Here is a 16,322-nt window from a genome sequence, read left to right as displayed (position 1 = left end):
TGATCTCCCTTCTAGGAAAAGGTACCTGCCGCTGCACTACCATTAAAGCTGACAGGTCCATCTAAATGGACTGTATTGGCTGTCGTCGCTTGCACAAATGCTTGGTATACCAACTGTCCATTGGCAGGAAGCGTAGGATGAAAGTCCGCAGCAGTAAAACCGGCGATAATCGGAACGGAAGGAACGATTTGATTTCCTTGGAACACCAGTGTCGTCACTCCATTGGCGATTCGAAAAAGACGAAAGGTAACATAGTCGACGGTTTCACTGGGACAAGATAATCCAATACTCGCTCGTAGCACGACACGGATATCAGTTTGATTAGCCTGAGAGACTCCCTTTGTGATCACGCCAATACTCGCCACCTGGGTACCTGGTTCAGTGATAGGAACTACAGGGCCCGTATTATAAGGGAGCGAATAGCTATTGGGTTGTGATACCCTCATATCCAAGAATTGAATAGACAATCAACCGATCTCCCCTTTCCGTCACCGTTCAAAATAAGAATAGTTCATTATATATCGGAGAAAACTCCGTTATGAACGATCCTTTTTCATGATGCATACACAGCAAATTCAACATCTGGTTAGCACTTTTCCACACATGTACTTCCGATTACTTCGCAATCCCAACAATTAAAATGGTCCTTCATTCGTATCACGTGATGAGGGTCATTTTTTCCCTCTACCAAAAAACCTTATACCATCCTATTTTGCTAGATTCCAGCACAAGCAAAACCATCACCTCTTGCATCTACTAGAAAAAAAGAGGTGATGGTTTTTATGCCAAATGGTGTTGAGGTAAGGAAGAATACCTTTGTCTTAAAGCAAAAACCCATTAGTTTTTGTGGTTTCCGGTGTCTTCCCTTACCGTTCCCAACATGTTTTTTACGAACCCAATGCTATTGTGTCTCTCCTCCAGTATGTACAAATAGATCGCCTTCTCTCATATCGAATGCGCACATTCAAGTAAGACCCGATGGCGAATTCATTTTTCGTCCGACTCGATTTGTCACATTCTCCATCTTAAGCAGCCCGAAAGTTGGACATTTGAATATCCTAACGTTTCGATATCCTGGCATTAAAAACACGGACCAAGCGAATTATTTTGTTCAAGCCCTGGCTAGAGGATCGAGATTAGAAAGTTTTAAGGTTCCCTTTAATCGCCAAAATGCTTCTTGTAAAAATCCAGGATCATTAAAGCCCTCACTTCTAGCATCTCTTAAAAGAAAAGAAGATAATCCAACATCAAATGCTGTGAGTGTGAAGAGGCGGACGTTTAACTTGAGGACTGTTTCTGCCTCATGCGAAAGAAAGGGTTGTTTTCCCCCTTTTAGTAATTGCGCTCGTCCTTGTGATTGCGTACAAGTATTCCCCACTGGAGAGTGTCGCCATTATGGGGTCATTTCAAACGCAAATGTGAATTACTCCTCTCGTAACAATGCAGTGCTGTTATCACCCAGTGAAAATATTCAATTTACCATTTTCAATACACCGAGAAATAATCTAAAATCGTTCACCACATTTGTGTTTCCGATTAAAAACACCAATAAACGCCTAGCCTTTGTTGAAAGTCAAAATCGTATTGGGAATCTACAAACCGGTAGAGTCCTATTTAACCAAGCCGGTACACCCATCACCTTGAATCCAAGTTAATGTAGAGACTAATTCCTCCTAAACAATAGATTTGGAACAGCTTCACTCACCCTCTTCTTTACAAACGAAAATGCTCTTGTAAGATCGCTCTCGACACAGAGGATTTTTTTCACTTTGATTCTATCCTATATAACTTCCTACTGCCTCTGCGATATTTGGACGCCGCTTTCTATTGTTTAGTCTCAAGCACAAGCAAAACCATCACCTCTTGCATCTACTAGAAAAAAAGAGGTGATGGTTTTTATGCCAAATGGTGTTGAGGTAAGGAAGAATACGTTTGTCTTAAGGCAAAAACCCATTAGTATTTGTGGTTCACGGTGTCTTCCCGTACAGTTCTGTTTTACTGGACCCGATTGCTATTGTGCCTCTTATCCAATATGTGGAAATAGATCCCCTTCTCTCATATCGAATGCGCACATTCAAGTAAGACCCGATGGCGAATTCATTTTTCGTCCGACTCAATGTGTCACATTCTCCATCTTAAGCAGCCCGAAAGTTGGACATTTGAATATCCTAACGTTTCGATATCCTGGCATTAAAAACACGGACCAAGCGAATTATTTTGTTCAAGCCCTGGCTAGAGGATCGAGATTAGAAAGTTTTAAGGTTCCCTTTAATCGCCAAAATGCTTCTTGTAAAAATCCAGGATCATTAAAGCCCTCACTTCTAGCATCTCTTAAAAGAAAAGAAGATAATCCAACATCAAATGCTGTGAGTGTGAAGAGGCGGACGTTTAACTTGAGGACTGTTTCTGCCTCATGCGAAAGAAAGGGTTGTTTTCCCCCTTTTAGTAATTGCGCTCGTCCTTGTGATTGCGTACAAGTATTCCCCACTGGAGAGTGTCGCCATTATGGGGTCATTTCAAACGCAAATGTGAATTACTCCTCTCGTAACAATGCAGTGCTGTTATCACCCAGTGAAAATATTCAATTTACCATTTTCAATACACCGAGAAATAATCTAAAATCGTTCACCACATTTGTGTTTCCGATTAAAAACACCAATAAACGCCTAGCCTTTGTTGAAAGTCAAAATCGTATTGGGAATCTACAAACCGGTAGAGTCCTATTTAACCAAGCCGGTACACCCATCACCTTGAATCCAAGTTAATGTAGAGACTAATTCCTCCTAAACAATAGATTTGGAACAGCTTCACCTACCTTCTCCTATAAAACGAAAATGTTTGTGTAAGATCCCCTCAACACAGAGGGTTTTTTTTCTTGATTGAACGACACCCTCATCTGCCCCCAACTACATTAATTCAATCACACGTGGTAATTATCCGAAATTTTGGTGATCGGAGACCGCCTGGGTGCACAAGAGACTTACCACTGACTAGGACGGCTAAAATGCACTGTCCACTTCGGGTTGCTAAGGACGGGCAGGGGGCAAACTCCCCTTCGAGAAGCGAATTCGAGCCCCTAAACGCTCGACCTCGAACCCTCCGCTTTGTCCATGACAAAGCTCTTTTGTCCCTCACACAGCTCCTCTACACATCCAAAAACAGCTTAATCAACACACCTGTGATTCAATGATAAAACTAAAATCTATCGCTTGTTATATTAAATAATTATAATAAAAATAACTTAATTTTAAATTTAACAGCTTCATATCATCTTATTCATTCAAAAAATAACCATCCTAATATACCGAAAATCATATATAATAAAAAGTATTGATTAGGTGAACCGACATCACATTCATCTGGAGGGGGAAAATTGAACACATCGGATCGAGAACAATTGGGGTTCTTATCTGTCGTATCCATCGGAATTGGTGGGATGGTTGGCGGCGGGATTTTTGCCGTATTGGGTCTTTCTGTTGAATATGCCAAAGGAGGAACACCCGTTGCTTTTCTACTGGCAGGGATCGTTGCCTTGATAACCTCCTACTCATACGCCAAACTTTCCGTTCGCTACCCATCCGAAGGCGGAACCGTTGAATTTTTAATCCAATCCTATGGAAAGGGAATTTTTAGCGGGGGCTTAAACATCTTGCTTTGGGTGAGTTACATCATCATGCTGTCCCTTTACGCCAGTGCCTTTGGCAGCTATGGGTCCGTTTTTTTCTCAGGTGACCATCAGGAACTATGGAAGCATGTCCTTATCACCGGGATCATTATCTTATTAACCATCGTAAATGCCTTAAGCGTGAAAGCAGTGGGAAAAGCCGAAGAGTGGATTGTATTTTTTAAAATTGCTATCTTGCTCTTTTTTGTGTTCATCGGTATCTGGTTCATACACGGATCCAACTTGCATGTCGACCAATGGGCGAATCCGATTCAATTGATCGCAGGCGGCATGATCATTTTTCTTGCCTATGAGGGATTTGAACTGATTGCCAATACAGCCAAAGACGTCAAAAATGCTCAAAAAACGTTACCGCGCGCCTATTATACAGCAGTAGGCTTTGTGATTATCCTTTATATCCTGATTGCCATTGTAACGGTGGGTAACCTTTCATTATCAGAAATACTCCATGCAGAAGATTACGCGTTAGCGATGGCGGCCAAACCATTTTTAGGGGATGCGGGTTTTATTCTCATCGCAGTAGCCGCCTTATTATCCACCGCTTCTGCAATTAATGCGACCTTATATGGCGCATCACGCGTCAGCTATATTATTGCGAAAGAGGGAGAGCTCCCTAGGATGTTAGAGAAGAATATTTGGCACCGCCCCATCGAAGGTCTTCTCATCACGAGTGTATTTACCATAATGGCTGCTAACTTTTTTGATTTATCCAGTATCTCAACGATGGGAAGCGCCGGATTTCTGATCATATTTGCTGCGGTCAATGGAGCCAATGTTCGTTTGAACAAGGAAACCGATTCGGTTCAATGGATTTCCATGACAGGATTGGTGTTTTGTTTACTGGCACTCGGCATTCTCCTCTGGCACACTGCGGTCAACCATCCGAATCAAATATGGGTACTGATTATCATGGTTGCCTTCTCCTTTGTCATCGAATGGCGTTATTTAAGGAAAATGCGCCAGATTAAAAGTAATATGACAGACAACTTTTAGAAAATACATAGAAAGAGGCTTCCCAAAAGTTCACTGAACTCATGAGAAACCTCTCACTTATAAAAAGCGTTCCCCTCATGGCCGTTAGGAATGGGGGGAACGCTTTTTATAAAGCATAATATTTAATAAAATTACAATTTCGAAACCACTCCATGCCCCTCGGTGTGGGGTTTTTGTTTTTTGAAATTATTAAAATTTATTATTTTCATAAATATATTGTATTATCACAAAAAAAGATATACTTTATCTCGTTCTTATTACATTTCAAGGGAGAGATGGGAATGAAAAAGGTTGGTGCATTAGCAATCGCTGTAATGGTAGGGGCTTCGGTATTTTCGTTTGGGGATTTGGCATCTGCATCTCCTAATGAGCCATATGTGGGCCAGATTGTTAAAATGCAACCTGGGTTTAGTGGCGACCAAGTGGTGAAGGAAGCGGAGCGAGTTGCAAAAATGCAACACAGGACAAAAGAGCAAGTGTTAAAGCAAATGTACACAGAACTAAAAAAAGATTACGATCAGGGTAAAAAAGAGGAAAAAGCTATTGGTGGACTAGGTAATAGCGATGGTGATTACAAAATTAGAGCGGGAAAAAAGGGAGATATTTATTATACCGATTCAAAAACAGGTGGCGTTAATCATGGCCATGTCGGAATGTATTTAAAAAGTAATGTATTTGTAGAATCTACACCTGATAAAAAGCATCCTAAATTGGATGGCGTTCATAGAAAATATATTTATAATAGAACAGTCCGTAAAGGCGCCATTGAGCAGAGAGTAAAAGTAAGTAAATCAAAAAGGTATAGTGCACTCAAATGGGCAGATAGCCGAGTCTCTAAGGATAAATATTCTAACAACTTTTCCACAAACCGTCTCACTAGTCACTACGGGAAAAAGAATTGTTCAAAATTGATCTGGTCAGCGTATAAATTAAAAGCGAAAATTGATTTAGATAAAGATAAGGGAGCTGGCGTTTATCCACGGGATATACGCGATTATAAGAAGGTTTATAAAATTAAAACAATAGCATACAAGTAAATGAATGTAAGCAGGTAGATTTCTTACCTGCTTTTCCCATTCATTCACTTCCCACTTGGAGAGGATGTCTATCATGAAAAAAAAGATTGTAATTATACTATCTATCATCATCGTATTAGCAATAGGATTCTTTTATATTTTCGTGAATAACGTATTCGTGGAGAATGTATTTTTAGACGCAGATGAATTAAAAAAACCCGATTTCTTGAATGACAAAAAAGCCGTAATTTATTTTTCTTCACCCGATTATGAAAACATCGATGGAATGGGAGCCAGTTATGCAGTCTTTGTTGACAAAAACGGACAGGCCACAGGGGTTAGAATGAACGGACTGGACAATGGGATGATGGCTAAAGATGGTCATCGAGTATTTTTAGAAGAAGAGGACAAAGTACGAATTATCGGGGATCATTATAAGGAATTTCGATTTCCAGATGAAGAAGCTCAGAGTTTCGGAGAACTCTCTGGTTATTTAAAAAAGGATAATATGTTCTTCAGTATCTATAATACAGGTCAAGGAAAAAGTGAAGATGAGTACTATTCCGATGTCCGATATGGCAACGAAAAGGGATTTCATACAGTAGGGACGATTCCCCATTTTATAGTAACATCTGGTCAAATTGATGACCATATTTATATCATAACGGACAATGATAAAAATGAAGAAGACGGCCGCAAAGTTGAGCTAAGAGAAGTACATATCAACAAAAAAGGGGTAAAGGTGAAGTTAATAACTAACCTGAAGTTCAAAGATAACCCCTCCCCTATCACGATCCAAGCGGATGAAAAGTATGTGTATGTCATTATGAATTTGCAAAAAGACGACCATAATGGAAAAACGCTTGTCATCCGAATTAATAAAAAGACACATCATCAGGATCGATTCACCCTTGCCAAATACAAAGGAATGGCTGATGTGAACTATATAAGGCCATTAGATATTAAAAAGTCAACCCATATGTTGGGGGATGAATTGTATTATGTTAATATGTTAGGTGACGTCTATACCTTTAATACGAAAACAGAAAAAAGTAAAAAGAAGCTTTCACTCCAAGGATATCAATCAGGTGACAGAGCCGCCTTTCATGGTAAATATTATTATGTTTACAAATACAATGAGAAGACTCATAAATATAGCATTAACCAGTACGATCTAAAAACAGGTGAATTAGTCAAACAACAAGAGATCAAAGGTATGAAGAAAATTTTCTCGATGAACTTCTTCGGTAAAAGTATTTTTTCAAATGATTTTATGATTTTGGATTAGTCCAGGAGTTGTATATATAAAAAAGTTGAAACAAATGAATAAAGACTTATGGGAGAAAATTACAATACACTTTAAAGGAGAGATGGAAATGAAAAAGATTAGTTATGTTTTAGCCGTAGCCGTGGTAGCCGTGGTGTCAGTTGTAGCATTAAATGTGGTATCTGCGTCGCCAGAGCCATCAGAGCCATACGTCGATGAGATTGTCAAAATGCAACCTGGGTTTAGTGGCGACCAAGTGGTGAAGGAAGCGGAGCGAGTTGCAAAAATGCAACACAGGACAAAAGAACAAGTGTTGAAGCAGATGTATACGGAGCTTAAGCAAGATTATGAACAGGGGCAAAAGGAATGGGAGGAACTCGGCTTAGACTGACGGGTGACGTTAATTTTGAAATAAATGATAGAAAAGCATCCATATTATAAATATGGATGCTTTTAACTAGTTCAATTTGATTATAATGTTATTATAGTAAATAATAATACAAAAAACTGCCCTTAATTCCTAACTAGCGGCAGTTTTTGTGTTATTCGTCTTCATTTCTAATTAACCGCTACCTGGGCGTCCAACGTCGAATGATGAATAACTGATATTATCAATAGTTTTTTCTGTATCGTGTAAATATAATATAGATAAAATAGCCACTATAGAAAATGCGATGAGTCTACTCTTTTTCAAAAATATCATCCTCTCCATTTTTTAATTCTAACTGTGCTTGATATATATTCAGTAGGCACTTTTCAAATTCCTTCTGATCGGTGTCTTGATGGCACTGAGTAAGGCGAATGTATAACTGGCTTTCTGCCCGCTTATAATTAAACCGTTTGGCTAGTTCCAGAGCGCTTTTATAATAAGAGATTGCTTCAAGTTTTTCACCGTTGCTCTTCCAGAAATCCCCCATGACCCGTAATGCATAGGTAAGCTTGGGTGCATCATCATGCTTTTCAGCGTTTTCAATTGCTTTTTTAAATAGTTCCTTCGCTTCATGTTGTTTATCCTGTTGGATTTTTAGGATACCAAGACCGATATAGTTATCTGTAAGTGACTCCTTACGGGGTAATAAGTGGCGAGACGCAAGACTATTATTAAAGCAAAGTTCTGCCTTACTCCATTCCTCTATAGTCGTATATAGATTTCCGAGTATAGTCAATAATTCAAAAATAGATAAATAGTGTTTATTCAGCCGAGCCAATTGTAAGCCTTCTTTTGCAAAGCGAATGGCATCGTCAATCAGTTCTGTTTTCCTTAGAAGCTCAGCCCGGATTATGTAAAAAGTTAGGACTGTATCTGTATTCCGGTGTTTTAAGATATCGTCCCAAATGTCTTGTATTACTTTGAGACCTTCCGCCAACCTTCCCAACCGTTCCAAGAATACAATCTTATTTCTGATTAATGTAAATTTAACATATTGTCGTTCTTCTTCGTCTCTAAATGCTGCTAGACCACTATTAACAAACTCCAAGGCTTTTTCAATGTCATTTTGATAGTAACAACAAAAGCTTAAATCAAGAAATGAAATTGCTTCAATGTTTTCTTTGCTATCATTTTGATTGCTCAGACTAATAGCAAGACCATAACATCTTTCTGCTTTTATCCAGTTTTTTGTATAAAGATAGGCTTTTCCTTTGATGTACTGTAAAACGGGCGCATAAAGGTGGTTGTCTTCTATTTGTATGTTATCCAACATAGAAAAGATTGTGGTAGGTTCACCTTCCAATTCAATGAGGGTTTCAATAGATTCCAAAGTAAATTTAAGTTCATTATTTTCCTCTTCTTGTTCGATAATAAGATTTGGTACTTCGCTAAAGCTTAAACCTAATTTCTCTACGATATAATATATCTTCGATATATTAACATGGGCGAGACCACGCTCGATATTGCTGATCGTGGCCGGTGATATTCTTTCATCTGCCAAGTCTTCCAGTCGAAGACCTTTAGATTTCCTTACTTTTCTTATAGCTTCACCAACATCTTTTAATTTTGTCGGCTCCATTATGACACTCCTTTTCTATTTTTTGAGTATTACACCTAATTCTACACTAGAATTGACCGGAATGGGAGTGTTTGGAGCAACTTAAAATTTACGATTATTTCAAAGATAATTTTTATTCTTCATCAAAATGAATTTCCATATATGTTTTTTGCAAAAAATAGCCCCTGCATGCCTATCCCCTAAGATCGGATACAATTCGCCACCCCTTATCGAAATTCCCCAACATTTTAAACATAAAGGGGGGCACACCGTCGTGGTCGTTGTGATTGTAGACGGACGCTGGGGCGCGCCCTGTCAGTTCAGAAACGGTTAGGGGTCAAGCCCGCTACCAGAGGCGGGGGTTAGCCTTCCGCAACAACAAAACACGTATACCTTCACATGACAAAGTCAATGCGAAAAGAGGCCTCCCATAAGTTCTCTCTACTCATGGAAAGCCTCTAAATTTTCGCCACCTAATGTTACCTTTTTGTTACCCTACAAGCGTTATCCAGATTGATAACACTTGTATTGAAAGGCTATTAGGGAAGCTCTTACATCATGCCGCCCATACCGCCCATGCCGCCCATGTCAGGTGCGCCCATGCCGCCTTCATTTTCTTCGGGTTGGTCAGCAACTACCGCTTCGGTGGTCAATACCATCGCTGCTACGGAAGCTGCGTTTTGCAATGCAGAACGGGTCACTTTCGCAGGGTCTACGATCCCTTCTTTGATCATATCAACCCACTCACCGGTTGCTGCGTTGAAGCCAATACCCACTTCTACGTTTTTGATGCGTTCAACGATGACAGAGCCTTCGAGACCCGCGTTGAATGCGATTTGACGAAGAGGTTCTTCAAGCGCACGACGGATGATTTTAATCCCTGTCATCTCATCGCCGGAAGCTTCCAGCTGCTCAACTGCACGCAGAGCGTTCACGAGAGCCGTACCACCACCGGATACGATCCCTTCTTCCACAGCTGCACGAGTGGAGTTGAGGGCATCTTCGATGCGTAGTTTGCGCTCTTTGAGTTCGGTTTCAGTCGCTGCCCCAACTTTGATCACAGCGACACCACCGGAGAGCTTCGCCAAACGCTCTTGCAGTTTTTCTTTATCAAATTCAGAAGTGGTGTCGTCCAATTGCTGACGGATTTGCTTTACGCGACCGTCAATCTCTGCACGATCCCCTGCACCATCCACCACGATGGTATCTTCTTTGGAAACACGGATCTGACGAGCGCGACCCAGGGTACCAAAGTCAGCCGTTTTTAGATCCATTCCGAGTTCTTCGGTGATCACTTGACCGCCTGTTAGGATCGCGATATCTTGTAGCATGGCCTTACGACGGTCACCAAAGCCAGGAGCTTTAACCGCTACAGCATTGAAGGTACCACGCAATTTATTCACAACGAGGGTCGCCAATGCTTCCCCTTCGAGGTCTTCCGCGATGATCAACAACGGCTTACCTTGTTGAACTACTTTTTCCAACATCGGAAGTACTTCTTGTACGTTGGAGATTTTCTTGTCTGTGATCAAGATGTACGGATCCTCAAGAATCGCTTCCATCTTGTCATTGTCCGTTACCATGTAAGGAGAAATGTAGCCGCGATCGAACTGCATCCCTTCTACAACTTCCAATTCGGTAACAAACCCTTTGGATTCTTCGACAGTGATAACACCATCGTTGCCCACTTTTTCCATGGCTTCAGCGATCAATTGACCCACTTCTTCATCGTTAGCAGAGATGGCTGCTACTTGAGCAATGGAGTCTTTCCCTTCGATCGGCTTGGAGATGGATTGAATCTCTTCTACAGCTTTTTTCACTGCTTTCTCGATCCCTTTACGTACAACCATCGGGTTCGCACCAGCAGCGACGTTTTTCAAACCTTCACGGATCATGGCTTGTGCAAGAACCGTTGCCGTCGTGGTACCATCACCTGCTACATCGTTGGTTTTGGTAGCCACTTCTTTCACGAGTTGAGCACCCATGTTTTCGAATTTATCTTCCAGCTCGATTTCCTTCGCGATGGTCACGCCATCGTTGGTGATCAAAGGAGAACCAAACTTTTTCTCGAGTACGACGTTACGGCCTTTTGGGCCAAGGGTTACCTTTACCGCGTTAGCCAACGCATCCACACCATTGAGCATGGCACGACGGGATTCTTCGCTAAACTTAATTTCTTTAGCCATCGTTTGCATTCCCTCCTATGTAATGTTTATAGGGTAATCGGTTGTAAAGCAAGTGTCAGTTAACGATTGCCAAAATGTCGCTTTCACGCAAAATGAGCAGTTCGTCTTCGCCAACCTTTACTTCAGTGCCCGCATATTTTGAGAAGATAACACGGTCGCCCTCTTTCAATTCGAGTGCTACCTTTTGTCCGTTTTCATAACGTCCAGTCCCAACAGCAATCACTTTGCCTTCTTGTGGCTTTTCTTTAGCGGATTCCGGCAAAACAATCCCGCTGGCGGTCTTTTCCTCTTTTTCAATCGCTTGCAATACGACGCGATCTCCTAACGGTTTAATCACGAAAGGTACCTCCTTCATAAGGTGGAGTTTCTTCTGTTAGCACTCGGCATCACTGAGTGCTAACAACAGTAATAATGATATCCTGACTGCTCCCTTTTTGCAAGACCCGCACAAAAATTTTCCCTTTTTTCTTCCAGAAACCTTCCTATTTAGGGGCCAAACGCCTATAACAAGTATCCCCAGTAGTTCCTTCCATGGCTCTACTGGGGATTAACCAAATCACTTCAGGCTTAACCATCAAAGGAGCTTCCCCACTCCTGCTGATCTTCTTCACGCCATTCTCTTTCCTGCGCTGCATCCTCGATTGCCATCTGTTTTGCCACGCGAACCGCTAGGAAGATGCTCGCCTCATATAAGAGGATCAAGGGAATCGAAACTAAGATGTTCGAAATAAAATCAGGCGGCGTAATCAAAGAGGATAAAATTACCATCGCAAGCCATGCATAGCGCCGTCCTCGCCGTAACAAATCAGGGTTTAAGATCCGGAGCCGAGTCAAGAACAATATAATCACAGGAAGTTCAAATAACAGGGCGACAGGGAAGAGTATCCGAAAGATAAAACGAAAAAATTCATACATTCCATAAGTCTCCTGCGCACCTAAACGCGAAGTCAAGATAGTCATAAAGTGAAGGATAAATGGAATGATCAAATAGTAGGCAAAGACAAGCCCACCTGTAAAGAGAAGGACTGCTAACGGGATATACCGCAAGGTTGCCCTTTGTTCCTTCACCGTTAAACCTGGGGAAACAAAGCGCCACAGTTGATAAAGTCCGACAGGCAGAGTAAAAATCACCGCAAGTAAAAAGGCAAATTGCATATAAATCGAGAGGGATTCCCCTGGAGAGAATACATGGAGTTCCACCCGCCGTTTTAAGGTTCCACTGAGGATATCATGAATTACCCAGTCGATAATTGGCTGAGCATAGTAAAAGCCAATCCCCAGAGTGACAACAAAGATCGCCAGAACGACCATGATACGTATGCGTAGCTCTCCTAAGTGCGTCGTCCAATTTTGGTACTTGTCGGACATGCTCTGTTCCTCCCTAGTGCCTGTTGTCAGTTCTCATCAATCGGTTCTGGAAGATCTAATTCAGGAACGCCCTCATCGACAGGAAAGTTTTTCAGGAAATAGATGAGTGTTTGTAATTCAATCGTAAGGTCAATATTGTGAAGTCGAACATGACGAGGAATCGTGAGACGAGCGGGGGTAAAATTTAGAATCCCCCGTATCCCTGCCCGTACAATTTCATCGGCAGTCGATTGGGCCACGTTCGCCGGTACAGTAAGAATTGCCACTTCCACATGGTGAAGATCACGAACTTCGCTAAACCGCTCCATGGAATAGACAGGAATTCCATCCACTTCTCGCCCGACTTTCCCCGGATCAGCATCAAAACCAGCAACAATCTTTGTACTATTGCTCCGATAAAAATTATAACCGAGCAGTGCGGTTCCAAGATGGCCTACACCTACGAGAACCACATTGCTTACTTCGTCTTGCCGTAAGAAGTCCCGTAAAAACTGCAAAAGATAGTTTACATTATAGCCATAGCCCTTCTTACCCAACTCACCCAAGTAAGAAAAATCCCGACGAATGGTAGCCGGATCGATTTGTAAAGCATCCGCTAGTTGAGCAGAAGAGACACGCTTCTTTCCAATTGCATGGAGTTTTTCAAGGTAGCGATAGTAAAGGGGTAGCCGCTTTGCGGTTACCTGTGGGATTTTTTGTTCAGACATGCTTAGCCTCCAACCCACGGGATTGATCCCGGCTGGAATTTATTAAATAAACCCTCTGATACCCATCTAACGTGTTTTGTTTTATCATCAATCACACACCGTCTTCCCTTGCCAAATCAGCATGAATGAAGGCCACCATATCCTAGGATGGTCACTTCTTCCCGTGAAATTCTCTCTCCAGCTAACAAACGCGGGAGAAACACATCAAATGAGGTCTTCTTATCATGAATTACACAACCTGGTAAGCCTAAGATTGGGATATGGCCCATGTAAGCAATCATCAACATCGATCCTGGAAGCATGGGCGTTCCATAACTCACTACTTCCGCCCCCATCTCCATAATCGCACCTGGGGTGCGATCATCTGGATCCACTGACATCCCCCCGGTTACCAAAACCATATCCGCACCTTGCTCAATAAAACTTTCGATCTGTTGTTGGATCTGACCACGATCATCACCTGCAAAGGTTTGACCCAGAATGTCGGCACCATAACGGTGAACTTTTTCATGTAAAATCGGCCCAAATCGATCGGTAATTCTTCCTTTGGCAATCTCATTGCCCGTAGTGACAATACCAACTTTCGCCGAACGATAGGGGAGTATTTGCAAAACAGGATCTCCCTGTTTTGCAATTTGCTCTACCTTCTCAATCCCTGACTCAGGGTAAATCAGCGGAATTACCCGGGAAGCAGCAATAACCTCCCCACGTTGAACAGGAACCTTCGTTTTCAATGTAGATAAAACCACTTGCTCTATTTGATTAATTGCGTGAACGCGAGGGGCATCGACTAGCAGAAGACCATCTTGTTCAGCAAGGAGAGATACTTTCCCTTCTTTTGGTTCCGAAAGCGATAGGAAAGAGCCTTGCACCGCGGTGGCAATACGCATCGCGGCAATATCTTCATGCAGTTCACCCTCCACCCACTCGATCACATAAATATGCTCTTTTCCAATGGATAAGAGGGCTTCCATATCTTCTTCGCGCACAATATGTCCTTTACGAAATAGCGGACCTTTCACTTTCCCAGGGATCACCTGAGTAAGGTCGTGTGCAAGGACAAGCCCGATAGCTTGGGAGAGTGGGACTTCTTTCAGTGAACTTTTCATCCTTATTCTCCCCTTCCACGCCTTTGACTCACTACCTTCATTGTAACAACAACCCTAGTGAATGTGTACTCCTTCACAAAATGAGTTTACAGGTTTGTTAGAAAAGCCCTTCACCTATTTCTTTCTCGACAATCCCTTTACCCACACCCTTTCTATTAAAAGCGAATAGAGTTGTATAAACCCTCTATTAAACCAGTAAAAGTGGTGATTCATGCATGGCTTCATCTTATGATCGCAATAAAGTTAGAATTGCAAGATTACTAGGCCCCCATCCTGCTACCCAATCAGTGATGCCGACCACGGTTCTTTTTACTCGGCAAAACTTACAACAAATGATTAAAAAACACCCCATGTTGTATTTAAAACCATCTGCTGGATGTCAATCCCGTGGCGTCATCCGAGTGACTCGGGGTGCTAACGGATATATCATCCGTGGATTGTACCGAAGAAATTCTGTTTTAACATCTTCTGAACTATACACCACCCTACAACGACAAATTAATGGGCAACGATACATTATCCAGCAAGGAATTGATAGTGAAGATCGACAAGGAAACCATTTTGATATCCGTGTGCATCTCTTTCGTATCAACCGTCAGTGGAAGGTCGGTGGAATGGCTGCCCGTGTTGCAGAGCCAAATGGAATCGTAGCGGGTCTCCACCAAGGAGGTACAGCGCTTACTCTCCCTCGCTTTATGATGAACCATCTCGGATATGGTCCCGGTCAGCAAAACAACGTCACTGCAAAATTAGAAGATGCCGCTCTCAAAGCAGTAAGAATTGTCTCCAAAACAGTGCCTCGCAAAAGTGAAATGGCTGTCGATATGGGAATCGATCGTTCCCATCGGGTTTGGATTTTTGAAGTGAATTACGCACTGCCTGCGATCCGCCTCTTTCAATTTGCAGATAAGGACTTATTTCGAAAACTGCTATCTCTAAGGAAAAAAGCGCAATAACTTTGTAAGGGGGCTTTTTTCATGGCATGCGAACCTCTCCTACACAACTTATCCTACATGGATGTACTCGATGCGTGGAGTACGTTAAGGGGTGCAATCCATCGCACTCCGGTTTTCACATCCTCTTCCTTAGATAGTCGAACCGAGCAAAGTGCCTACCTTAAATGCGAACACCTGCAACATACCGGTTCCTTTAAATTTCGTGGTGCCTATCACCTCTTGAGTCAACTCTCCCCCAGGGAGCGTTCCAAGGGAGTGCTCACTTTTTCCTCTGGTAACCTAGCACAAGCCATTGCCCTCGCTGCCCACCTCAACAATACCCATGCAACTATCTGTGTGCCGCGGGATACTTCTCGCGTAAAACTTGAAGCAACCAGAAAATACGGTGCGGAAATCCTATTTTATGACCGACATAAAGAAGATCGCACATTTTTTGCACAACAAGCCGCCGCTGAACGAGGAAGTTACCTTTTTGCCAATGACCATCCCGCCATTATTGCGGGAGCTGGCACTGCGGTCTTGGAATTACTAGAAGACGTACCGGATCTTGATTCGATTGTTGTCCCAGTGAGTAGCGGCGGACTTGCAGCAGGCGCATGCCTTGCAATACAAGGACACAAACCTTCGGTTCGCATCTATGGCGTTGAACCCGAGGGGGCAGGCGATACCTTACTTTCACTCGAACGGAAAGAGCGCACTCGAATTCCTCCACCCAAAACGATCGCCGACGGTCTTCGCTCCGACATCCCAGGGGTTCATTCCTTCCCTGTCAATCTGCAATACCTCAAAGGCATTTTACTTGTTTCGGACGAGGATATTCTCGCTGCGATCCGCTACGCAGCTAGACACCTTAATATCCTTCTAGAACCTTCTGGAGCCGCTACTCTTGCCGCACTATTACAAGGCAAAGTACCTGGAAAACGAATCGGAGTTCTATTAAGTGGAGGGAACATTCAAACCCAATTTATTGAGACACTTTGGAACTCCGATAGGACCCCTATTTCTCCTCACAGAACCTCTGAAAAACGCATATAGTAAACTATCAAA

13 protein-coding genes are annotated in these 16,322 nt (G+C 42.4%); 6 read left to right on the top strand and 7 right to left on the bottom strand.

Going from position 1 to position 16,322, the window contains the following annotated elements; translation table 11 throughout:
* Nucleotides 1–11: 11 nt before the first annotated feature.
* Complete coding sequence (locus CHX35_RS13595; RefSeq protein ID WP_091838231.1) at nucleotides 12–467, bottom strand: hypothetical protein; 456 nt, start codon at nucleotides 465–467, stop codon at nucleotides 12–14.
* A gap of 2,906 nt (nucleotides 468–3,373) precedes the next feature.
* Between CHX35_RS13595 and CHX35_RS13580 the strand changes: the two genes are divergently transcribed.
* From CHX35_RS13580 to CHX35_RS13565, 4 genes are all read left to right on the top strand, one after another.
* Nucleotides 3,374–4,678: an APC family permease gene (locus CHX35_RS13580; RefSeq protein ID WP_091838228.1), complete on the top strand. Its 1,305-nt coding sequence runs from the start codon at nucleotides 3,374–3,376 to the stop codon at nucleotides 4,676–4,678.
* Between the two features lie 281 nt (nucleotides 4,679–4,959).
* Nucleotides 4,960–5,715 carry a hypothetical protein gene (locus CHX35_RS13575; RefSeq protein WP_091838226.1) on the top strand — a complete coding sequence of 252 codons (756 nt, stop codon included), beginning with the start codon at nucleotides 4,960–4,962 and terminating at the stop codon, nucleotides 5,713–5,715.
* A 73-nt stretch (nucleotides 5,716–5,788) separates the two neighbouring features.
* Nucleotides 5,789–6,982: a hypothetical protein gene (locus tag CHX35_RS13570; RefSeq protein ID WP_091838224.1), complete on the top strand. Its 1,194-nt coding sequence runs from the start codon at nucleotides 5,789–5,791 to the stop codon at nucleotides 6,980–6,982.
* Between the two features lie 88 nt (nucleotides 6,983–7,070).
* The gene (locus CHX35_RS13565) at nucleotides 7,071–7,352 is read left to right on the top strand and encodes a hypothetical protein (RefSeq protein ID WP_140413623.1); all 282 of its coding nucleotides are present in this window, start codon (nucleotides 7,071–7,073) and stop codon (nucleotides 7,350–7,352) included.
* A 289-nt stretch (nucleotides 7,353–7,641) separates the two neighbouring features.
* Here the strand turns inward: CHX35_RS13565 and CHX35_RS13560 are convergent, their stop codons facing one another.
* The 6 genes from CHX35_RS13560 to CHX35_RS13535 all read right to left on the bottom strand — a co-directional run bounded on the left by CHX35_RS13560 (nucleotide 7,642) and on the right by CHX35_RS13535 (nucleotide 14,319).
* Nucleotides 7,642–8,970 carry a helix-turn-helix domain-containing protein gene (locus tag CHX35_RS13560; RefSeq protein WP_091838221.1) on the bottom strand — a complete coding sequence of 443 codons (1,329 nt, stop codon included), beginning with the start codon at nucleotides 8,968–8,970 and terminating at the stop codon, nucleotides 7,642–7,644.
* 530 nt (nucleotides 8,971–9,500) lie between these two features.
* On the bottom strand, nucleotides 9,501–11,135 hold the full coding sequence (gene groL / locus CHX35_RS13555; RefSeq protein WP_091838220.1) for a chaperonin GroEL: 1,635 nt from the start codon (nucleotides 11,133–11,135) through the stop codon (nucleotides 9,501–9,503).
* A 55-nt stretch (nucleotides 11,136–11,190) separates the two neighbouring features.
* Nucleotides 11,191–11,472 carry a co-chaperone GroES gene (groES, locus tag CHX35_RS13550; protein WP_091838218.1) on the bottom strand — a complete coding sequence of 94 codons (282 nt, stop codon included), beginning with the start codon at nucleotides 11,470–11,472 and terminating at the stop codon, nucleotides 11,191–11,193.
* A 230-nt stretch (nucleotides 11,473–11,702) separates the two neighbouring features.
* Complete coding sequence (tatC, locus tag CHX35_RS13545) at nucleotides 11,703–12,503, bottom strand: twin-arginine translocase subunit TatC (protein WP_091838216.1); 801 nt, start codon at nucleotides 12,501–12,503, stop codon at nucleotides 11,703–11,705.
* Between the two features lie 26 nt (nucleotides 12,504–12,529).
* Nucleotides 12,530–13,210 carry a redox-sensing transcriptional repressor Rex gene (locus CHX35_RS13540; RefSeq protein WP_091838215.1) on the bottom strand — a complete coding sequence of 227 codons (681 nt, stop codon included), beginning with the start codon at nucleotides 13,208–13,210 and terminating at the stop codon, nucleotides 12,530–12,532.
* Nucleotides 13,211–13,326: 116 nt separating this feature from the next.
* Nucleotides 13,327–14,319: a molybdopterin-binding protein gene (locus CHX35_RS13535; RefSeq protein WP_091838213.1), complete on the bottom strand. Its 993-nt coding sequence runs from the start codon at nucleotides 14,317–14,319 to the stop codon at nucleotides 13,327–13,329.
* Nucleotides 14,320–14,534: 215 nt separating this feature from the next.
* Between CHX35_RS13535 and CHX35_RS13530 the strand changes: the two genes are divergently transcribed.
* Complete coding sequence (locus CHX35_RS13530) at nucleotides 14,535–15,275, top strand: YheC/YheD family protein (protein WP_091838212.1); 741 nt, start codon at nucleotides 14,535–14,537, stop codon at nucleotides 15,273–15,275.
* A gap of 21 nt (nucleotides 15,276–15,296) precedes the next feature.
* The gene (locus CHX35_RS13525; RefSeq protein ID WP_217895884.1) at nucleotides 15,297–16,310 is read left to right on the top strand and encodes a threonine/serine dehydratase family protein; all 1,014 of its coding nucleotides are present in this window, start codon (nucleotides 15,297–15,299) and stop codon (nucleotides 16,308–16,310) included.
* The last annotated feature ends 12 nt before the right edge of the window (nucleotides 16,311–16,322 follow it).

It is taken from the genome of Marininema halotolerans (assembly GCF_900116235.1).
GTDB classification, from domain to species: Bacteria; Bacillota; Bacilli; order Thermoactinomycetales; family DSM-45169; genus Marininema; species Marininema halotolerans.
The sequence above is the reverse complement of the archived record's forward strand: the minus strand, read 5'-3'. Positions and strand labels throughout refer to the sequence as shown.